This is a genomic window from Exiguobacterium sp. BRG2, from assembly GCF_031844245.1.
GTDB lineage: Bacteria > Bacillota > Bacilli > Exiguobacteriales > Exiguobacteriaceae > Exiguobacterium_A.
On sequence record NZ_JAUZUW010000013.1, the window covers coordinates 21962 to 43255 of the forward strand.

Annotated in this window: 21 protein-coding genes; 6 read left to right on the plus strand and 15 right to left on the minus strand. The window is 48.2% G+C overall.

Annotation, left to right across the window (positions count from 1 at the left end; translation table 11 throughout):
* Positions 1-14: 14 nt before the first annotated feature.
* From Q9R23_RS14295 to Q9R23_RS14305, 3 genes are all read right to left on the minus strand, one after another.
* Positions 15-2756 (minus strand): glycoside hydrolase family 3 protein, encoded by a 2742-nt coding sequence (locus Q9R23_RS14295; RefSeq protein ID WP_311247354.1) that lies wholly within the window; start codon positions 2754-2756, stop codon positions 15-17.
* Positions 2757-2789: 33 nt separating this feature from the next.
* Entirely contained in the window at positions 2790-3869 is a 1080-nt protein-coding gene (locus Q9R23_RS14300) for an alpha/beta hydrolase (RefSeq protein ID WP_290755972.1), read from the minus strand.
* Between the two features lie 175 nt (positions 3870-4044).
* Positions 4045-5232: a DUF4317 domain-containing protein gene (locus tag Q9R23_RS14305; RefSeq protein WP_290755971.1), complete on the minus strand. Its 1188-nt coding sequence runs from the start codon at positions 5230-5232 to the stop codon at positions 4045-4047.
* Between the two features lie 206 nt (positions 5233-5438).
* On the opposite strand from Q9R23_RS14305, the gene tnpB reads away from it, so the two are divergent.
* The 5 genes from tnpB to Q9R23_RS14330 all read left to right on the plus strand — a co-directional run bounded on the left by tnpB (position 5439) and on the right by Q9R23_RS14330 (position 8215).
* Positions 5439-6611: an IS200/IS605 family element RNA-guided endonuclease TnpB gene (tnpB, locus tag Q9R23_RS14310; protein ID WP_290755970.1), complete on the plus strand. Its 1173-nt coding sequence runs from the start codon at positions 5439-5441 to the stop codon at positions 6609-6611.
* A gap of 216 nt (positions 6612-6827) precedes the next feature.
* The gene (locus tag Q9R23_RS14315) at positions 6828-7448 is read left to right on the plus strand and encodes an HNH endonuclease family protein (RefSeq protein ID WP_029343013.1); all 621 of its coding nucleotides are present in this window, start codon (positions 6828-6830) and stop codon (positions 7446-7448) included.
* A 15-nt stretch (positions 7449-7463) separates the two neighbouring features.
* Complete coding sequence (locus tag Q9R23_RS14320) at positions 7464-7703, plus strand: hypothetical protein (RefSeq protein ID WP_290755969.1); 240 nt, start codon at positions 7464-7466, stop codon at positions 7701-7703.
* Positions 7704-7861: 158 nt separating this feature from the next.
* Positions 7862-8014 (plus strand): hypothetical protein, encoded by a 153-nt coding sequence (locus tag Q9R23_RS14325; protein ID WP_214861077.1) that lies wholly within the window; start codon positions 7862-7864, stop codon positions 8012-8014.
* A 27-nt stretch (positions 8015-8041) separates the two neighbouring features.
* The gene (locus tag Q9R23_RS14330) at positions 8042-8215 is read left to right on the plus strand and encodes a hypothetical protein (RefSeq protein WP_290755967.1); all 174 of its coding nucleotides are present in this window, start codon (positions 8042-8044) and stop codon (positions 8213-8215) included.
* Between the two features lie 202 nt (positions 8216-8417).
* Here Q9R23_RS14330 and Q9R23_RS14335 read toward each other — a convergent pair whose 3' ends face one another.
* The 3 genes from Q9R23_RS14335 to Q9R23_RS14345 form a co-directional block, all read right to left on the minus strand.
* A complete protein-coding gene (locus Q9R23_RS14335; protein WP_396136380.1) occupies positions 8418-8816 on the minus strand; it encodes a GNAT family N-acetyltransferase in 399 nt (132 codons plus the stop codon).
* Between the two features lie 240 nt (positions 8817-9056).
* Positions 9057-9590 carry a Fic family protein gene (locus tag Q9R23_RS14340; RefSeq protein WP_290755963.1) on the minus strand — a complete coding sequence of 178 codons (534 nt, stop codon included), beginning with the start codon at positions 9588-9590 and terminating at the stop codon, positions 9057-9059.
* A gap of 170 nt (positions 9591-9760) precedes the next feature.
* Positions 9761-10423, minus strand: coding sequence for an SAM-dependent methyltransferase (locus tag Q9R23_RS14345; protein WP_290755961.1), 663 nt, complete (start codon positions 10421-10423; stop codon positions 9761-9763).
* Positions 10424-10622: 199 nt separating this feature from the next.
* Here Q9R23_RS14345 and Q9R23_RS14350 point away from each other — a divergent pair, with 199 nt between their 5' ends.
* Positions 10623-11207 (plus strand): helix-turn-helix domain-containing protein, encoded by a 585-nt coding sequence (locus tag Q9R23_RS14350; RefSeq protein WP_214684918.1) that lies wholly within the window; start codon positions 10623-10625, stop codon positions 11205-11207.
* A gap of 374 nt (positions 11208-11581) precedes the next feature.
* Here Q9R23_RS14350 and rlmH read toward each other — a convergent pair whose 3' ends face one another.
* The 9 genes from rlmH to Q9R23_RS14395 all read right to left on the minus strand — a co-directional run bounded on the left by rlmH (position 11582) and on the right by Q9R23_RS14395 (position 21088).
* Positions 11582-12061, minus strand: a complete 480-nt coding sequence (gene rlmH / locus Q9R23_RS14355) for a 23S rRNA (pseudouridine(1915)-N(3))-methyltransferase RlmH (protein ID WP_290755957.1) — start codon at positions 12059-12061, stop codon at positions 11582-11584.
* Between the two features lie 72 nt (positions 12062-12133).
* On the minus strand, positions 12134-12295 hold the full coding sequence (locus tag Q9R23_RS14360; RefSeq protein ID WP_069201504.1) for a CxxH/CxxC protein: 162 nt from the start codon (positions 12293-12295) through the stop codon (positions 12134-12136).
* Positions 12296-12439: 144 nt separating this feature from the next.
* The gene (locus Q9R23_RS14365) at positions 12440-13729 is read right to left on the minus strand and encodes a S1C family serine protease (RefSeq protein ID WP_214856543.1); all 1290 of its coding nucleotides are present in this window, start codon (positions 13727-13729) and stop codon (positions 12440-12442) included.
* Between the two features lie 106 nt (positions 13730-13835).
* Positions 13836-14627 (minus strand): MBL fold metallo-hydrolase, encoded by a 792-nt coding sequence (locus Q9R23_RS14370; protein WP_023469840.1) that lies wholly within the window; start codon positions 14625-14627, stop codon positions 13836-13838.
* 10 nt (positions 14628-14637) lie between these two features.
* On the minus strand, positions 14638-15474 hold the full coding sequence (locus Q9R23_RS14375; protein WP_214856542.1) for a two-component system regulatory protein YycI: 837 nt from the start codon (positions 15472-15474) through the stop codon (positions 14638-14640).
* A 6-nt stretch (positions 15475-15480) separates the two neighbouring features.
* Positions 15481-16797, minus strand: a complete 1317-nt coding sequence (gene yycH / locus Q9R23_RS14380) for a two-component system activity regulator YycH (protein WP_290755955.1) — start codon at positions 16795-16797, stop codon at positions 15481-15483.
* Positions 16794-18644, minus strand: coding sequence for a cell wall metabolism sensor histidine kinase WalK (gene walK / locus Q9R23_RS14385; RefSeq protein ID WP_035411745.1), 1851 nt, complete (start codon positions 18642-18644; stop codon positions 16794-16796). The genes yycH and walK overlap by 4 nt, the downstream gene beginning before the upstream one ends.
* A gap of 2 nt (positions 18645-18646) precedes the next feature.
* A complete protein-coding gene (gene yycF, locus Q9R23_RS14390) occupies positions 18647-19354 on the minus strand; it encodes a response regulator YycF (RefSeq protein WP_023469844.1) in 708 nt (235 codons plus the stop codon).
* Positions 19355-19795: 441 nt separating this feature from the next.
* A complete protein-coding gene (locus Q9R23_RS14395) occupies positions 19796-21088 on the minus strand; it encodes an adenylosuccinate synthase (RefSeq protein ID WP_056064628.1) in 1293 nt (430 codons plus the stop codon).
* Positions 21089-21294 lie beyond the last annotated feature (206 nt).

A 21294-nucleotide genomic window follows, 5' to 3' on the forward strand; every position in this document is an offset into this window, starting at 1 on the left:
TCCGGCTAATGTGATTAGCCGTTCTTCATATGAAACGATTCCGCAAGCGTGAAAGTCAACTCTTTTAACTCCAGACCACCGAGTGCAAAGTAGAGTTTCAGATAGTTGTGTGGGTTGAAGACGAAGACGTCCTTCGTCTGACAGACCCACTCACCGTTCGTTCCGTTGAAGGTGAAGGTTGCGACCGGCATGTTGTTCGAAAATAGTGTCACCGGCATCTGCGCCAGTTCACCAGCATTCGAACGTGCCGTCAACGTGACCTGATACATCCCTGTCTCTTCCGCCGTGACAGCGAAGACATGACTGCTGCCTGTCGTCGTCGTGACGTCCGTTAACGGGAAGGCATTTCCACTGACGAGGCGTTGGTGCGAGACCGCTTGCTCTTCGAGCGTCTCTTCTTCGACCGGTGCCCCGAGGACATCAATCGATGTCGCTGTTCCCATCACGCGATCCATGACCGGTGACCGGAGTAAGAACTGACAGATGTTCGCGGCACTCCGCAATAACTCGGAACGTCGAAGTGTCCCATCAGCGAGAGCCGTCAACGTATCATCCTCGAACGGATTCGTTCCTGGTTCGCCGACGACCATGTAGAGATCGTTTTGCGAACGGACCATCGTCGCCGTTTGTTGACGGTTTGCTTCCAAACCTTCGGCGTTGATTTTCGCCCACCAATCAGTCATGACGATCCCGTCAAAGCCCCACTCATCGCGCAAGATGCGTGTGTTCTGATCGTACAAGCCGGCAGTCCAGATGCCATTGACGGCACCATACGTCGTCATGATCGAGTAGGCTTTCCCGTCTTTGACGGCCATCTCGAACCCTTTCAGGTACAACTCACGCAACGCCCGTTCTGATACGATTGAATCCAGATCATGCCGGTGGAATTCTTGGTTGTTGGCACTGAAGTGCTTCAACGTTCCCGTCACACCAACCCGGTGCATCCCGTCAAGCTGCGCCACGGCCATTTTTCCAGTCAGATACGAATCTTCCGAGAAATACTCGAAGTTCCGTCCGTTGAGTGGATGACGGTGGAGGTTCATCCCGGGTCCAAGCAACGTATCAATCTCGTTTTTCCGTAACTCAAGACCTGTCATCTCAAATAGATCGGCGATCAACGTTGTGTTGAACGTCGAGGCAAGCAACGTTCCGTTCGGTAACGAGAAGGCTTTTGTCCCGATATCCATCCGGATTCCAGACGGACCATCCGCGCAGCAGCCTGCCGGAATACCGAGTGCTTCGAGTTCTGTCGTCACGCCACCGAAGGCGCCCGCTGTTCCTGGTGTGACACGCGGTGAGTTCATCCCTTCTCCCCGGACGATTGCCGCGAGATCCGCATTCGTCAATTGATCGAGGAACGTCTCGAGCGTAACACGCTCTTCTTTGACGTCGCGTAACTTCCAACCAGCATCTTCCGTCTGCGTCCGGTCAACGGGACGTTCCTGTTGACGGCGCTGTTCCGGATCAATCGTCCGCAGTGGTGTCGCTTCATACGTTACCGTATATCCTGTTTCGGTCGCTTGTGGTTTGATACGTTCAAACGCCGTCACCGGTGCCATGTTCTCCGTTAAGACGTCCGTGACGTCAAGCGTCTCGACAGAATGGCTTGCGACTGGAACCGCCGACCGGACGTCCGTTCCGAGATAGAGCTGATACGTGCCAGGTTCGACGACATAAGACGACTTATTCCCGGTGACGCCACTATCGTCATAACTCGCAAATGAGGTGAACGGTACGACGAGTGTGAGAGATTCTTGCTCGCCTGGTGCGAGTTCTTTTGTCTTGCCGAACGTAACGAGTTGACGCGTCGGGTTCCCGAGTTGTCCTTGTGGTTTCTCAAGATATCCTTGTACGACCTCCTTCCCGCTCGTCTCCCCGGTATTCGTCACTGTCGCTGTAACCGTCCAGGCATCTGCTGACGTCGTCACGTCTGTCGTCAGGTCGAACGACGTATACGATAATCCGTACCCGAACGGATACAAGACCGCTTCCGGTGCGAACGTCTCGAAGTAACGGTACCCGACATAAATGTCTTCTTGATACAACGCGCGATCGGCATGACCGAAATGTGGTGTTGACGGATAATCATCGAGTGAATGAACGATCGTATCCGGTAGTTTTCCGGACGGCGAGACGTGCCCGAGCAAGAGATCACTCAGCCCGGTTCCGCCTTCCATTCCTCCTTGCCACGTGTAGAGAATAGCACTTGGCGCCGTCTCTTCGACCCAGCGCATATCGATGATGTTCCCGACGTTCAAGACGACGACAGTTTGTTTGAAGTGTGTCGTCACGAGACGGAGCATCTCCTGTTCCGTCTCTGTCAAGAAGTAACTCCCTGGATCCGCTGTGTTGTCGCGATCTTCCCCAGCCGTGCGACCGATCATGATCAAGGCAACATCGGAATCAAGCGCTGCTTGCTGAACGAGCGTCGCGTCAAGCGGCATCTCTTCTTGCGACCATGGCTCGGCTGCCCAGCCTTCACCTTGGTCAAACGGATGGTCTTCAAGCCATGTTTCATACGCCTTGAGGACGTCCGTATTCAGTGTCACGTCTTCGCGCAACATGTCGAGTGGACTGACGAGGTTCGTGACGTTGACCATCCCGCCTGATCCTGTGCCACTTTTATAGTAATTGAACTGATTACGTCCAAAGACTGCGACCGTCGATGCGGGTTGCAACGGGAGTACCCCATCATTTTCTAAGAGGACCGTTCCTTCCGCGACGGTTTGTCGTGCGAGTTTGGTATAGGCTGCCAATCAAGCGTGTATGTCATACGTCATCCACCTTTGTTAGTTAGTTTGAGAAAAGAGTCGTTTTAAGTCCTTCGCGATTTCGTCTAAGCTATCTTCGGCTTGCGGATACAGACCGAGTTTATCAAGAAAGGCATGCTCCATCCCGCGGTAGTGGAGATAACGGGTCTTAACGCCAGCGCGCGCGAGCTTTTTCGCGTACGCTTCTCCTTCGAGACGTAAGTAATCAAACTCTCCCGTAATGACGAGTGCCTCTGGTAAATCATCGAGCGTCGCGAACAACGGTGAAATCCGTTGATCCTTCGAGTCACTCGCTTGAACGTACCATTGCTCGAGGACACCCTCTTCATCTTGAAGCGAGAGAATGATCCGTTCGAGTAGCTCCGGTTCCGTTTGTCGGTCATATGCTTCTAGCGTCCAGTCATATTCCGAATTCGGATGTTCTCCAACATTGACGACTGGATAATATAAGACTTGATAGCTTATATACGGCGTCGGACGCTCCCGGTCGAGCAAACAACAGACCGTCGCCAAGTTCCCACCGGCACTATCGCCGGCGACAGCGATCGCATGTGGATCAATCCCAAGTCGATCAGCGTGTTCGACTGCCCAATCGATCGATGCATGACAATCCTCAAGTCCTGTCGGAAACGAATGCTCTGGCGCCAATCGATAACCGACCGACAAGACGGCGACGTTCCCTTTATCGGCTAATGCCTTACAGGGGTTCTCGACCGTCTCGAGCGTGCCACCGAAAAAACCACCGCCATGGAAATAGACGACGAGCGGGAGCGGACGCGCCGCTTCCGGACGATACAGCCGTGCTTCGATCGTGGTACCGGGTCTTGGGATCGCGAGGACGTCCGTTGAAATCTGCCGTGTCGACACGTCTTCGTTGTCCCACCCCATGCCGGCACGTGCCAGTTCGACTGGCGACGCCCCTTCTGGAATCGAGACCGATGGACGCTGCGTGAGAACGACCTCACGGACACGCGGATCGAGTGTTCCCGGAGTTGAGATGTCAGGAATTGGCTTATCGACGATTTCAAGTCCGTCTTGATGGATGGATGAACGATTTCGTAACGTTCGTAGCAAATCTTGCATCGATGCGGTAGACAAATGGATCGCTTCCTTTCTGTTCAAACAGTTATCGAAAGCGCTTTCGATAACCATTAAAAAAATTTCGAATGCCACTTTTTAAAAAAGAGACCGCTTAAATCACAATATACCTGTCTTTGGCAGGAGAAGCAAATGTTTCACCTAAAAAAATCAGCGCAGTCGCCTGCGCTGATCCTCATCGTAATTGTTCTTGTGAAACGATCGTAAAGCCATCGATGACCGTGTCTTCCTCGACCTCGATCAACAAGCAGCGTTTCCCTTGATAGTTGACTTGTTTGACGTACTTCAAGTCTTGCGGACTGATCGCGATGTTCGCGACCTTCGTATTGATTTTAATCGATTTCGCTTCATAGTTCGGGACGATGTTACTCGCTTTCATCTCGTATGTCGGATCGTCAACGACCGTCTTGAACGCCCGTTCGACCTGTTCCGTGCTGACGTCTTCGACACCACTTGCCTTGAGCACACGCTCGACTTCTTGGACGTCGAGCATCGGTACTTCTTCCTCATCTTGATCCTCTTCGACGACGATCAACTGGTTGATGTTTTCATAGACACCGGCTAACGTCTTCGTATCCATCGATTCACCGACGACTGATTTGACGATTTCCTCGAAGATCGCTTTATCCTCATCTGCTGTGACGATCGGTTGACCGTTCAAGACATTTTCAAGGAAGCCGAAATCCGGTTTATTCGGCTTACCTGCCGCATACAAGACATGATTGACGTCTGCCGCATTGTCGGTGAAGGTCGGGAAGAGGAATCCACTGATCGGCGACGCCAGTTTGATGACCGGATTGATGAACAAGTTCGACTTGAATTCGCGTTCAACGAAATCAAAGACGAGTGATTGTTTTGGTAGCTCCGTTAAGTTAAGGCTACCGAGGATGAACGGCGTCGTATAGACGTCGTCATTTGGATCGATCTCTGTCTCGTCCGCTTGGCGCTTCGTCGTTTTATAGTATTGACCGCGAATGAACGTGACGACGAGATCATTCTCGTACTGGACGTCCTGGACCATCTTCAACGCCATCGTCTGCATCTGCTCGACCCAGTCCTCCGGCTCTTCCGCATACAGTCCTTCGTAGAGCAACTGTTGCGTATGACCCGTCTCCCCTTCTTCCGGATGCGTGAACTTGACCTCGAACAGCTTGACGTCGAGTTTTCCACCTAATACCTTCTTGAAGTTCGCAAGGAACAGCTCCTGTTGTTCCGGATCAAGCAATGGAAACGGTCGGGCTTCCTCATGATAGATTTCGCTCGTCTCTTTTCGGATATAGACGTTGTAGATTTCATGGATTTTTAGTAAATCGGCATCCATCTTGAAGTGACGACGGATGTCGGCGATGTCTTTTTTATTCATGCATACCAGCTCCTCGAATCATTAAAATCCTGCTTCCTGAAAAGCGTACCATATGCGAGATGACCCGACATCTTTTCGAAGGATTTGATTGGCTTTAGAACACCTTAAATTCTAACATCAGACCCTTCTATCTAAATTAAGTGAAAGTGAGAGGTGAATCGTCCCCTTCCATTTCGGGTATAAACTCTTCATAGGAGGTGAAAATCATGTTGAAGCATAAGGCATACAAATTCAGGATATACCCGACAAAAGAGCAGGAAATCCTGATTGCGAAGACCATTGGTTGTTCGCGCTTCGTCTTCAACCACTTCTTAGCGAAGTGGGATGAAACGTATAAAGGGACAGGCAAAGGACTGTCTTACTGTTCTTGTTCAAAAGAAATCCCGGTGCTGAAGCAAGAGTTCGACTGGCTGAAAGAAGTCGATAGTCATTCGCTTCAATCGAGTGTCAAACACCTGATCGATGCGTATGACCGCTTCTTCAAGAAGCAGAACAAACGGCCTCGATTCAAATCGAAGCGAAACCCTGTCCAATCCTATAAGACGAACATCCAAGGTAAGTCTCAACTTCCGGAAGTCTCGATTTTAGGCAATATGCTTAAACTCCCTAGGCTGAAGTGGGTGCGTTTTGCCAACTCGAGGCAGGTAGTAGGACGAATCTTGAACGCCACGATCCGACGAAACGCTTCAGGGAAATACTTTGTCTCCCTGCTCGTCGAGCAAGAAATCCACGAACTGCCGAAGACGGGTTCATCCATCGGCGTCGATGTCGGGTTGAAGCACTTCGCCATCCTGTCGGACGGCATGGTCTACCAAAACGACCGTTACTTCCAAACGCTTGAGAAAAAGCTGGCACGCGAGCAACGCAAGCTCTCTCGACGTCAGCGCATGGCCTTGGCTAAGAAAGTTAAGCTGTCCGAGGCGAGGAACTACCAAAAGCAGAAACGAAAGGTCGCACGCATCCACGAAAAAATCGCAAACAAGCGAACCGACTTCCTGCACAAGGTATCCACCGAGATCGTCAAAAACCACGACGTCATCGGCATCGAGACCTTGCAGGTGAAAAACATGCAGAAGAACCGCAGGTTGAGCAAGTCCATCTCCGAGGTCAGTTGGTCAACGTTTTTCCTCATGCTGGAGTACAAGGCAGGATGGTACGGGAAGACCATCGTGAAGGTTGGGAAGACTTTCGCTTCTAGCCAACTGTGCTCCGGTTGCGGTCATCAACACAAAGACGTGAAATATCTTGGCTTGCGTGAATGGACATGTCCGAATTGCGGAATCCACCACGACCGTGATGTGAATGCAGGACTGAATCTCAAAAAAGAAGCAGAACGCATCTTAGCTTCTTCAACCGTCAGGACGACGGGGTTAGCCTGATCAGGTTTCGACCGTTAGGTCGGATCACTCAGGAATCCTCTATCTCTAAGGAAAGCGTAGGTGGAGGTAGTTCAAATAATGACAAAAGTTTAATTTTGATAACATTTACACGATATTCATTTTCTCCTAAATAAGTGATGGCATACTAAAAATTGTGAAGGGTGTCTTCACATCATCTCGTCTCATACATAGGAGGAATGACATGTGTTCAAAGCCATCAAGTCCATCGTCATCACTACGCTCGTCTGCCTGACCGCTTTCCAATTCGATACGACGTCTGTTTCCGCATTACCATCGGGCATCTCGTCGAAAGCGACGGCCCAGTCTCAACTCGATGCCTTAACGGTTAAAACAGAAGGCAGCATGACCGGTTATTCGCGTGATTTGTTCCCGCACTGGAGCAGTCAAGGAGGCGGCTGTGATACACGACAAGTCGTCTTAAAACGTGACGCCGATTCATATGTCGGATCGTGCCCCGTCACATCCGGTTCTTGGTATAGTTACTATGACGGACTGACATTCACGAACCCGTCTGACCTCGACATCGATCATGTCGTTCCGCTTGCTGAAGCATGGCGCTCAGGAGCAAGCAGTTGGACGACGACGACACGTCAAGCGTTCGCAAACGATTTGACAGGTCCACAATTGATTGCTGTCTCTGCGAGCTCGAACCGTTCAAAAGGGGATCAGGATCCGTCGACATGGAAGCCGACACGGGCAGGCGCGAGTTGTGCCTACTCGAAGATGTGGATCAATACGAAGAGCCGCTGGAACCTCAGCTTACAGTCGAGTGAAAAAACAGCCTTACAAACGATGTTGAACACATGTACATACTAAAAAGGAGTCGATTCGATGGAAACGAAAACCTCTACCTTTACTGCCACACATGGTGTTATGACGCAAGAAGTTGGTGTCATCAGCGGTGAACTCGAACTCCGGACGACCTGTCAGGAAGACGGGACGTTGGAACTAAAGATTGCTTACGTTGGGGCGATAGACGTCTATACGTTACCCGGTAGTTATCATGTTCACGATGTCCGGGATCATGACGTCATCCATCAGATGCTCGTCAATGTACTAGAACGAACATAATGAAAACAGACGCTGTCCAAATTAATGGACGGCGTCTGTTTTCATTATGCATATTCAAAATCAGATTGTCATTATTTACAAAAGCATACGTTTTTATCTGACGTTCCATTCGGTATAGTGAGAGCAGAGTCATTATCCGTTTTAAGGAGGCATAACTCATGCGGAATATTTTGATTCCAACCGGCGTCATCTTAAGTGGTGCAGGTCTCTATATGGCACTAGAAAGTCACGTGCCTGCGTTACTCGTTACGGGCATCATCATGTTGTTTGGTTGCGGTATCGGTCTCATCACAAAAGAAAAGTCGGAGTAATCTATATATCCAGTCAGGGGGATAACTATGATTCAACAATTCATCAAGGAACAACAGTCGCACCGTACTATTGGCGGTTTTATCGCTAAGTCTGCCGACCCGATCCTAGCCCACGTCAATCCATCGCGTTTACAAGACAACGATCTTGTACTGTTGATTCAAGCGGACCAATCGATTATTGTCTCTTTCACTAATTCATAAGATCAATCAGATTGGACGCCACTATCACGAGAGCAGATTCATCAATCAAAAAGTCTACTCGCACCTAGGACATGCTATTTCAAAATTAAGCACGGTGAATATGTCGGAACCTATTTGATTTCACCGGATTTGATTGTGAATGATCAATTCAAGAGTGAGAAAGATTATTTAGAAGTTCTAACATCAACAACGAATAAGTGACTCATAAATGTTTTATCAAGACGATTTCGTCTTTAATCGAAACTCCCTTTTCATTGTACAACGGAATTTCCGGTTTTATTTTGCGTGCAAGTTCTACAGCATTCGGAATCACCTGCGATATTGTATATCCCCGATGTTGATAGAAACGTATCGCACGTTCATTGTCGTTTGTCGTAACGAGCGTCAGCAAGTTGCATTGTTGCTGTGTTGCCTTTTCTTCTACCATTTGCATCAATTGTGAACCGATTCCTTTATTTTCTTCAAGACTATCCAGTGAAATGATTTCGCACGTCTGTGAAGTAATATGATAGGTGATTAGTCCAATGATTTCATGATCATCATTCGTAACATAAAATCCATCCAACAGACTGCAATCATGAACACCTGTTGACGTTACCATTTGTGAACTGCCCCAGTGCACAGTAAAAAAGTCTTTAATCTGACTACGTGTTTTCTGTTCTATAATCTGAATAACCATTATGTATACCTTTCATTTATATTTATTATGTTAATTGTGATATAAGGGTTGATCTTATTATTTAAAAAAGACCACCTCGAGTATCAGTTACTACACTTAAGGCGGTCATCTAAATACTGTTTATTTATGATAAGGCTCTCCGTAATGTAGTTAAGTGCGGTTTTAAATTGCGCTTAAATATAAATCTAATGAAGCTTCTACTTCCTTCGCAACAAGCTCTATAAAATCAGCATAATCCTTCGTTGTATGTACTTTATTTAAAGCATTATAGTAAGCTAATCTGTTTTCTACACGAATAATTATTGGTGGATAGCCTGACTTCATTAACTCTAAGTTTAATAAAAGTCGTGAAGTTCGACCATTTCCATCAATAAATGGATGAATGCCCACAAATATTGCATGCAACATCGCACCAAGTACGATTGGATGTAAGCTTTGCGCCTTTCCGTCATACCAAGACATTAATACATCCATTTCTTCTTGAATTTTAAATGGTGGCGGAGGTGTATGCACTGCTCCTGAAATAAATACTTGCTGGTCTCGGTAAACACCGGCATAGCTATCGTCAATGCCTTTTAATACAAGACGATGTAAATTTTTGATTTGCCACTCTGAAAATGGCTCCTCTTTATGCATAACATCTTCAACATAAGAAATTGCATCGCGGTGGTTAATGACCTCTAAATGTTCACGCATTGTTTTGCCACCAACTGTAATACCTTCTAACACAACTTTTGTTTCGTTAATCGTTAAAGTATTACCTTCGATCGCCTTTGAGTTATATGTCCAGTCTAAAAAAGCTTTTCTCGCAAACTGGGAAGCATGTCATTAAAAGCATTTATGTTTTTATATTAGCTGAACAGTTGCTATTTTTTACGAACAACAATCATGACAAAGTTTAATAACTCCTTTAAGCCACGGTTTAAAAATTTCTCATCATTTATCGCATATTCGTTGCCCGTATTGATCCAGTCCTGCCAACATGCTTCGAATTGATCCGATTCATACACCGTCACTTCGATTAAATCCTCACAGCCTTGTTGAATATGTTTTTCCCACCAATCGGCACTGTGGAAAGTATCAACCGCATCTTCCAGCCATTCACTCATCACCTCAGGCACTTGCTCAAGCTCTGTTTTCAAACCAGGAACACTAATGAGTACGTACCCACCACTTTTTAAAAGGGGAAGCATTTTTTTCGCAAAAAATTCCTCCTCACAGCCGTAATAATGGTAAGAGTCGATGCTCACAATTGCATCAAAAAAATCATTCGCAAAAGGTAAGTCTAGTGCATTCGCATGAATGGGAATCATTTTATCCTCAAGCTTCCACTCCTGTATTGTTTCCCAGTTTTCTGTTGCAGAAATCCATAAATCTGTTGCATAAACAGTCTTTGCATTCGTTTCATTGGCAATATAAACCGATGTTAGTGCTTTACCACAGCCAAGATCAAGAACTGTTCCACCCGTTATGGCATCTGGATTTTTAATTAGAAGTTCCTCGACAAGTCGTACCGAATTCGGCCCCATCAAATAATTACATACCAAAAAAAACAAACCATCAACTACAAGAAAACTACTGCAATTGATACTTTATTAAATCGTACTTACTAATGATACGGCTCTCCGTGAATTGTTTGAGTATCTGGTACCTAACACCAAACTCTACTCTCCGTTTGTTGTCACAAATCACGATTGCTCTTATGATAAGGAAGTAGGAGGAGAAAAAATGGATAATGAAAAAATTGGTCAATTAATTTATACATTACGGAAGGAAAAGGACATGACGCAAAAGCAATTAGCTGAGGCGTTATATTTATCGGACCGTACCATTTCAAAATGGGAAAGAGGCATTGGATGTCCCGATATTACACTTCTTCCTCATCTAGCAACCCTCCTTGATATTCCAATAGAAAATTTACTAACTGGTGAAATCAAAACAGTAGATGTAGTAGGAGGAAATATGAAAAACTCAAGTTATTATGTATGTCCAAACTGTTCAAATATAGGATTAGCAACAGGAAATTTCGTCGTTTCTTGTTGTGGAAGAAAATTAGATGCTTTAGTCGCAACAAAAGCAAATGATGAACAAAAATTAAAAATAGAAGAGATTGATATGCAATATTCGATTTCAGCCGAGCATCCTATGACAAAGGATCATTATGTATCATTTATTGCACTTGCAACAGGAGACCAAATTCAAATATATAAACAGTTTCCAGAATGGGCGTTACAAGTAAATATTCCAAAGAAAAAACATGCGAAATTACTTTGGTTTGATACACGAGACGGATTGCTTTATCAATATATTTAATGGTTAAAAAAATTAATTATAAACACCTAGAACAAATTTATTTGCACCGTTAAAGATTTCTCCACCTTTTGCTGGACCCTCAGTAAAAGCTGAATTATCACCGATGTATAATGTAATTACCTTACATTTAAAGACATATTAAACATCTAATAAGGTTCATGAAAAACCCATAAATGATTTGTAAAGGCCGATTTTCTATAAAAAGAAAATCGGCCTTAGTTTTTTCTTTTTTCGGAATCCTCAACTTAAATATCTATTTAGAATATGTTACGCCCTCCTCTAAATCACCTGCAAATCTTCAATCTCTTACAAACAAAAATAAACCACCAACTACAGTAAAACCACTGTCATTGATGATTTATTTAAAACCGCACTTACTTGTGATACGGTTCATTCCGATTAATCCGGTACGCCCGATAAATCTGTTCACAGAGAATCATCTTCATCAATTGATGCGGGAATGTCATCTTTGAAAACGAGATTGTATCATTCGCACGCTGCATCACTTCTGGTGCAAGACCGAGTGATCCGCCGATGACGAAAGCAATCTTGCTCTTGCCGTATGTCGCGAATTGATCGAGTTCTTTTGCAAACTGTTCACTCGTCCGTTGTTTTCCTTCAATAGCAAGTGCAAGGACATGAACGTCCGGTCCAATCTTCGCCAAAATCCGTTCGCCCTCTTTTTTCTTCACTTGCGCCATCTCCGCTTCACTCAACTGCTCCGGTGCCTTTTCGTCCGCGACCTCGATTTCTTGGATCGAGCAGTAGGCGCCAAGACGCTTCGTATATTCGGCGATGCCTTGCTTCAAATACTTCTCTTTTAGCTTTCCGACCGTAATGATGGTAATTTGCATCTTTTTTCTCGCTTTCTGACAGAAAATTCAGGAGTTATCCACAGAGTTATCCACAAATCCACATGTTGATATTTATTTTTTGCTTGACACAAGATATGTTGCCGGTGCCTCGCAGTATTCACACGTGATGTTTTTTTCTGGATTTAGCTGATCGAGAATCGGGTATTGTTCTGTTTCATCTACGATTTCGTCAAGTGCGAGCTCGACATGTTCTAAACAAACGTACTTATCCACAGGTGGTCTCCTCCTTTCACTTATCCACATTTATCCGTTTCCAGTATAACAAATATCGACCTTCCTGACCGGAAAAGGCGCAGGTTTCCTCACTCAAAAAACCATCCACAGGTCGGACCTGTGGATGGTTTTTCAGGTTATGCCTTATTGAACAGTTGGTGACTGAGCCGACAACTTCACATCTGCTGTCTGTTTTTCACCGCCTCGGTAGAACGTGACTTTGACTGTTTCACCGACTTTTGCATCCCGGTACAGTACACTTTTTAAATCGGCGAACGATGCAATTGCTTTTCCGTTGATCTCAACGATGACATCATTTGCCTTCATTCCCGCTTTTTCGGCTCCACTATTACGTGTCAGACCGACGACGACGATTCCTTTCGTGACATCATCCGGTAATTTCAGACGATCTTCGCGATATCCGCTTGGGAATTCCTGCACGTCACGAATCTGAATCCCGAGCTGTGGACGTACGACTTCACCGTTTTGCTCGAGGTCACGCATGATTGGTAACGCTTCGTTGATCGGAATCGCAAATCCGACTCCTTCGACACTTGCTTCCGCAATCTTCATCGAGTTGATTCCGATTAATTGACCGGCTGTGTTGATGAGCGCTCCACCGGAGTTCCCCGGGTTGATTGCTGCATCGGTTTGAATGACTTCTGTATTAAAGTCTTGCTGCCCATCCTTGTTCGTATCAACTGGAACCGTCCGTTCCTGCGCACTGATGACACCGCGTGTGACTGAGTTCGCGAAGATTCCGAGCGGGTTCCCGATCGCAAGCACCGTTTCACCGGCACGTAACGTATCCGAATCCCCCAGTTTTGCGACTTGTGTCACTTTCGATGAATCAATCGACAGGACCGCTAAATCGTACGTCGGATCTTCGCCGAGGACTTTTGCCTCGAGTGCTGTTCCGTCAGATAACGTGACAGACAGGCGGCTCGCGCCTTCGACGACGTGGTAGTTCGTGACGACGTAGGCTTTATTGCCGTCTTTTTTATAGATGACGCCGGACCCCGCACCCGTTTCCTGATCGGTTCCTTGGAACGAGCTCTGGAGGTTCGTCACGCTCACGACGGCTTCCTTCGTCTTACCGACCGCACCGACGATGTCGGCTTCATCCTCTGTCGTCTGTGTCGCAGTCTGTTCCGCTGTCGTCGACGAAACCGGAGTCGGACTCGTCATCTCATCGCGGACGAACGGCCACGCGACGAGGGCGATCAATAAGGCTCCGACGATTCCGCCGATTAGACCGACGAAAAAGGCTTTTCCGGCACCGCGACGCCGTGGTGGTTCTGGTTGTTCTTCATATGGTTCACGATAAGGGCTGACCGGTTCGCTCGTTGCCGGCTGACGGGGCGGGAAGCCGCTCTCATCGGATGACTGTTCGTATCGTTCGGATTCGTTCCGTGGTTCTTCGGGTCGATCCATCGACATACGCCTCCTTTATGACTCTCTTTACACAAGTATACCCCCATCACGTGGCAAGTGAGCCAAATGTGGGGGTCTTTTGAGCATATTCAGTAATTTCCCATAATCAAAGCTTCAGGAGCGGCGTCGGAATGACCGGATCCGTGTCGAGAAGCTGAATCTTACTCAGATCGACGTCACGGCTTGCGAGCGTCTGGGAGACACTCATCCGGGCGAGTTCCTTCATGTTGTTATCCTTGCTCAAGTGGGCCATGTGGATCCGTTTCGTCCGGTCGTCAAGGACCTCGCTCATCGCGATCGCAGCGTCTTCGTTCGAGACGTGTCCGTAATCCCCGAGGATCCGTCGTTTGACGCTCCACGGGTAATGTCCCATCTGGAGCATACCGATATCATGGTTCGCTTCGAAGATATAGGCATCGGCGCCCCGAATGACACCTTTCATCCGGTCCGAGACGTATCCGGTATCCGTGATGTGTGCCAACCGTTTTCCCTCATGAGCGAACTGGAAGAACATCGGATCCGCTGCATCGTGACTGACGTTGAACGATTCGACTTCGATGTCACCGAACTGCTTGACCTCTCCGACTTCCCAGAGGAACTTCAGCGCCGGATCAATCTTACCGATCTTCGCTTCCATCGCTGCCCACGTCTTTTCATTCGCATAGAGCGGGATATTGTACTTCCGTGCCATGATGCCGACGCCTTTGATATGGTCGGAGTGTTCATGGGTGACGAACAGACCATCGATGCCATGCGGCGACCGATCAATCTGGTCGAACAAGGCGAGCATCGCCTTTCCAGTCAGTCCGGCGTCGACGAGCAAACGGGTCTGTTCACTTTCGATATAGAGGGCGTTCCCCGTCGAGCCACTGGCCATGACGCTGTAGTGTAGGCTCATCGTGCATTCCTCATTTCTCTGAGACTGTATCCAATCGTTCAACGGTTTGGACACCGCCATCAATTGCATTGACAAAGTAGACTTCCTCGTTGTCGAGCTCGATTTGCCACGTCGGCGGCAGGATTTGAACGGATTCCGTGCCTTCCGTGACGAGACAGAAATATCCGAGCTTATGACTCGTCAACCGTTTCGATACCGGGAACAAACCTTGCTCCGACAACTGGACGATCGCTTCACTTGCCGATAACAACGTCACGTCCTGTGCTTGCCGGACGACCTTGTTCAAGTGGCGTTGTTTGTAGCTGACGATTTCCTTCGCATCGTTGAGCTGCAAGACGAGCAGGGACGGTCCGATCATCGCATCGTCCTCACGCGACTGCTGTGGTGTCGAATAGAGCGGCTGCCCCTTATACGTCTGAACGAATGTCATCTCCTGATACTTACTATCATACTTCCAAAATGTATATTCGGCACCATACCGAACGGACGCTTGAACGAACGATGAAGCGGAATCCCGCATCGTCTTCGTTTCGAGTCGATACGGTTTCGTCAACCGGACCGACCACTCGACATCGTTCTTGACGGAAGCGACCGCGTCACGAATCGGTGAACTCGCGAGTGGCGCTAGCGTCCGCGCATCGACTTCGGCTGTTAAATAGCCGATGTCTCGCGTAACCGGTTGTAGTTTTTTCTCATCGATTTGACGATCCTTCAAGATCGATTTACCGGTCGCACTCGTCGCGACGATCCGCGGTTCGACCATCCGGTCCATCAATTGAATGGCAAGGTAGACGTTCAGGATCAAAAAGGTCAGCATCAATAAGGTCTTCGCTTTACTCCAGTCCATTCATCCTCACCCCTCATTCCCGACAGCTTGATTGATCGATTGCCAAACCCCATCGATCTTGATGAACCACGTCGGCTCAAAGACAGCGTAGCGGCTCGTTGAAATTTTATACGTCATCTCATATCCGACCCGGATCCCACTGATTTCTTTTAAGAGATCGGCGCGTCTTAAACGTTCAAGAACCGTTTCAACAGCCGGCACCGTCTCTTCCCGAAGGATCAACTTCCGCTTCGCTCGAAGCATGCTGCGGCTGAGCGACCGGACTTGATTTTCTTCATACATGATCTTCAGTGTCGCGAGATCGAACTTCGTCTGTTCGAGCAACGGACCGCTCTCCCCGAACACCGGATATCGGTTCAAGTACAACCGGAACGTCGCCGTCTGTTCCTCGCCCTTCTTACTCATCTGATCGAAGTAATAGCGGAAACCACTCCGTTGCGTCTCTTGATCAAGCCAGCCTCCATGAATGTTGACGTAGCTGACGAGCGTGCTGTAATCGACGGTCGAGCTTTGGGTGTTCGGCGATAACGTGTTGAAGCGATAGACATTGTAGTTTCGGTCGTACGTCGAGACGCTGACGCCATCCGTCAAGACGTCGAGATCATCGCGACTCTTGATTTGCTGGACGTTCGAATTTTCGGCAAAGAAGGCACTCCGGATGCGATCGAGTGGTTGCGGCGATTGCCCGACCTCGTCATAGACGAAGACTTGTTCCAGCCGTGTCGTACCACTCGCGACATACGTATAATCGCCCCCTTTGAGTTCGACGCGCGTCATCGGTTTTTTCCTATCGTACGCGAACAGTCGTTTCAGAACCGTCTCATCGCCGACGAGTTTAAAGTCCTTTAGGCGCCCCGTCGCCGACTCAAGACGGAGAATCGGACCATCGTAATCGAGGAGATAGAGCCGTTTGATCGGTTCTGAGAACGCGATCTGTTTTTCTCCGAGTAACTCCTCAAGCATCGTTGCGCTGATCGGTGTCGGAAAAATCATCTCGACGCTCCGCTCGCCGACCGGGATGTTCTTTGCTTTATCCGTCAGGACAAGGACCCCGATATTGAACGATGCACCGATCCGGTTGAGGAAGGTCCGCCCGATGATTTGCGTTTGGTACGTCCCTTCCTGATCCGAATAGACAAGTAATTCCGGATTAATCAGCTGGTTGCTTTCAATCGTCTTTGAGGCATCGATCTCGTTGAACGAGACTTGTTCCCGCTCGATCGATTCACTGCTTGGATGATAGGTCCAGAGCATCGCTGTCTGAGTGATCGAACCGGCGACGAGCAGGACGAGTAACAGCGAACTCCAGTGTTGTTTCTTCATCCGGCATCCACCTCTTCGATCACCTCATACGGAAGCGTGAAGTAAATCGTCGTACCGCGTCCCCATTCGCTTTCTGCCCAGATGTCGCCACCGTGAGCCGAAACGACGTCTTTCGCGATCGACAGACCAAGACCAGTTCCGCCGATTTTACGGGCACGGGCTTTATCGACACGATAGAAGCGTTCGAAGATTTTTTGGAGATTCGCTTTCGGGATTCCGACACCTTCATCTTTGATGCTGATGACGATCCGTTTTGCCCGGAGCATCGTCCGGACGGTGATTGTTCCGCCTTCCGGTGAGTATTTGATCGCGTTCGTCAGGATGTTATCTGCGACCTGAATCAATTTATCCTGATCTCCACGGATATAGACTTTCCGCTTCATGATCTTACGACGGAAACGAATCCGTTCCGGCTTCGTCATGTCATGGCGATCGAGAATCTCATTCAAGAACTGAATGTAATCGAAGCGGACCTTGTTCATCTTGTATTCCTTACTGTCCATCTTCGACAGCTGTAAAAGATCGGTGACGAGGCGGATCATCCGCTCCGTCTCATTTTGTGTCGTCTCAAGGAAACGCGGTGCGAGTTCCTCATCCTGATAGGCGCCTTCTGCCAAGGCTTCGAGGTAGCTGCGCATCGTCGTCAGCGGTGTCCGGAGCTCGTGACTGACGTTCGCGACGAATTCACGTCGATCCTGTTCGACCTGCTCCTGTTCCGTGACGTCATGTAGGACGACGATCATCCCGGTAATCGGTCCACTGTGTTTCTTGACGGGCGAGAAGAATGCCCGGACGAGGAACAGTTCGTCCTCACTACTGAAATCGAGCAGACGCGGTGGCATCGTGCCGTCTTCCGGAATCATGAAATCGTCACCGAGTGCCAGTAGGTCCTTCAAGTTCGTTCCGACGACGCTCGCATCGTCGGCGCCAACGATATCCTTCGCTTGATCGTTCATCAAGATGACACGCAGCGTCCGGTCCGTCGCAATCACTCCGTCCGTCATGTTCTCAAGAACACTCGTCAACTTCCGCCGTTCGGCTTCCGTCGTCGCGTTCGCTTCGAGCAACTCATCCGTCAATTCGTTGAACGAACGAGCGAGTTGACCGATCTCATCATCCGAATAGACCTTAACCTTCCGCGAGAAGTTCCCGCGTCGCATCTCGATCGCTTGACGCCGCATATCCGAAATCGGACGCGTGATCGTCCGCGACAGCAAGACCCCGAGAATCGACGTGATGACGAGGGCGATGACCGTTCCGGTCGCAAGAATCCGCGTGACCTGTTGCATCTGCGAATAGATCGACTCCATCGAGGCGCGGACATAAATCATCCCGGTCGTGACACCGTCTCGTTCCGAGGTGACGGGTACGGCAAAGATTCGGATCTTATCCTCTGATTCCGGATCAAGTACGGTGTCCGTCCGCGTCGAGCTCGTCGCCTGCGCTTTTTTAATCAGTGAATTCGTCGCCCGTTGACCGACCGCCGACTGGTTCTCGTCATCCGATGTCGCTTGGATGATCGAGTCCTGATCGATAATCTGGACTTCGAGGATGTCGTTCCTTGAGGTGGAGCCATTACTAAACTCAGACAGCAGTTGCCCTAATGATTGGGACAACTGCCGTTTGGAGGCTTCATCATCGCCTGTTTTATCGAATTCCTTCCCGACGTTATAGGCGACAAGACCTGCCCGGTCCTCGACCGACTTCGAGAAGTTCGTAATGTACTGCTTTTCAAGGGAACGAACGAAGTAGACACCAATGACCTGCATCGCCACTAAAATCAATAAGGCATAAATGACGACAAGTTTCCATTGGATGGATTTAAAGAAGTTCGTTCCTTTTAACATCGTTATTCATTCTCCCCGTCTTGGAGATAGTAGCCGACCCCACGACGCGTCATGATATAGACCGGCGTACTTGGGTTATCTTCGACTTTTTCACGAAGACGGCGCACTGTCACGTCGACTGTCCGGACGTCACCAAAGTAGTCATAGCCCCAGACCGTCTGCAACAAATGCTCACGCGTCATGACTTGACCGATGTTTTTCGCGAGGTAATGCAACAATTCAAACTCACGCTGCGTCAGCTCGATCTTTTGATCCTTACGCGTCACTGTATGTGAATTCGTATCGATATACAGTTCTCCGACTTTGAGTGGACCTGGTCCAACCGGTTGTGGTGTAGCTTCCGGACTCGTATTGCGCAAGTGGACTTTAACGCGGGCGAGTAACTCACGTGAGCTGAATGGCTTCGTCACGTAATCATTCGCACCAAGCTCAAGACCAAGTACCGTATCGATTTCGGAATCCTTCGCTGTCAGCATGATGATTGGAATCTTCGACGTCTTCCGGACTTCCCGGCAGACTTCCATCCCGTCCATTAGTGGAAGCATGATGTCAAGTAACATCAAATCCGGTTTGAACTCCTCGAATTTTTCTAATGCCTCCACGCCGTCGTTTGCGATCGCGACCTGGTAGCCTTCTTTTTCTAATTTAAACTTGAGTATATCTGCAATCGGTAACTCGTCATCGACGACTAGAATTTTACGTTCCGTCACTGGGTGTGCCCCCTTAAAAATTTCTATTCAATCTATTTTACCTGTTTTTTCGGCATATAGAAAGGTGGCGACGGAAACTCCCGGCGCCACTCGCTCTACTGTTCGTCGTCTCACGGGAGAAGTTCCACGTGAAACACTGTATTTAGTATACCTGTTTTTGCTTCCGTTTGTGAACCATTTCGCACAAAAAACGGTGCTGACTCAAAAGTCAGTCTCGACAAAGAGAGGGGTAGCAGAATAATGATCTGCCACCCCTATTCCGTAACAAAAAGAATGACGCGTCACACGCCACTCCTACAGGAAAAGCGCATTTATGCGCTATCAGAGACGAACAAGACCCGCTTTCCTGCTTAAATGAAGCAGGAAAACTGGCTTGTGTCTCGCCTGAGGAAAGGGCGTGAAAAGACACGTCATTCTTTTTTTAGTCAGTCCTGTTGAGACTTATGCTTCTTCGTAGAGATCACGCAAGACGACTGTCTGTTCACGACCCGGTCCGACCGAGAACGTGACGAGCGAGATACCTGTCAGATCTGCAATCCGCTTAACGTAGTTCTGTGCGTTCAACGGTAGATCTTCAAAGCGACGGACACCTGTGATGTCCTCTTTCCAGCCTGGAAGCTCTTCGTAAACTGGGACACATGCTTCAAGATCACGGAAGCTTGCTGGGTACTCATCGATCTGTTTACCGTTGAATTCGTACGATGTACAGATCTTCAACGTTTCGAGTCCTGTCAGAACGTCGATCGAGTTGAGCGAAAGATCCGTCAACCCACTTGTGCGGCGCGAGTGGCGAACGACGACAGAGTCGAACCAACCAACACGACGCGGACGTCCTGTCGTCGTCCCGTATTCACGACCGACTTCACGGATTTGATGTCCAATGTCATCGAACAATTCCGTTGGGAACGGACCGTCACCGACACGTGACGTGTACGCTTTACAAACACCGACGACGTGGTCGATCCGGGCTGGACCGACACCAACACCTGATGCAACACCGCCAGCTGATGCGTTCGATGATGTAACGAACGGATACGTTCCGTGGTCAAGGTCGAGTAAGACACCTTGTGCGCCTTCGAACAACACTTTTTCACCGTGGTCGAGACTATCGTTGACGACGACGGATGTATCACAGACATATTTCGCGAACTCTTGTCCATATGCATAGTACTCTTCGAAGATATCGTCGAACGCGATTGGTTCAGCGTCATACATCTTCGTGAACATGCGGTTCTTTTGGTCGAGAACGATCTTCAACTTCTCAGCAAACGTTTCTTTGTCGAGTAAATCTGCCATCCGGATACCGATTCGTGCAGCTTTATCCATGTAGCACGGTCCGATCCCTTTTAGCGTCGTTCCGACTTTTGCGTCGCCCTTCGCTTCTTCTTCTAACTGATCCTGCAACTGATGATACGGCAAGATGACATGCGCCCGATTCGAAATTAACAAGTTATCCGTTGAAACACCACGATCGTGCAGATACTTCAATTCCTTGACGAGTGATTTCGGGTTGACGACAAGACCGTTCCCGATGACACATTTCTTATCCGAGTAAAAAATACCTGATGGGATCAAGTGCAATTTGTACGTCTCGTTATTGAATACGATCGTATGTCCTGCATTGTCTCCACCTTGATAACGTGCTACGACGTCAGCTTGTTTTGAAAGAAAATCGGTGATTTTCCCTTTTCCTTCGTCGCCCCACTGTGTTCCGACTACTACTACTGATGACATCTTATCATCCACCTCCACGTACGATTCAAAACCACGACTAAGTGTAACGCGATAAAAAAAAGAAGTCAACCAAATACCGAACAATTAATTGTTACAATTCTTTTTCGTTCGTTTAATTATCGTTTTTAGTGAATAAACTGAGAATCTTTAGGTGAAAATAAAAAAAGCTACGTTTTGCCTCCGATTCATCGAGGGCAAGACGTAGC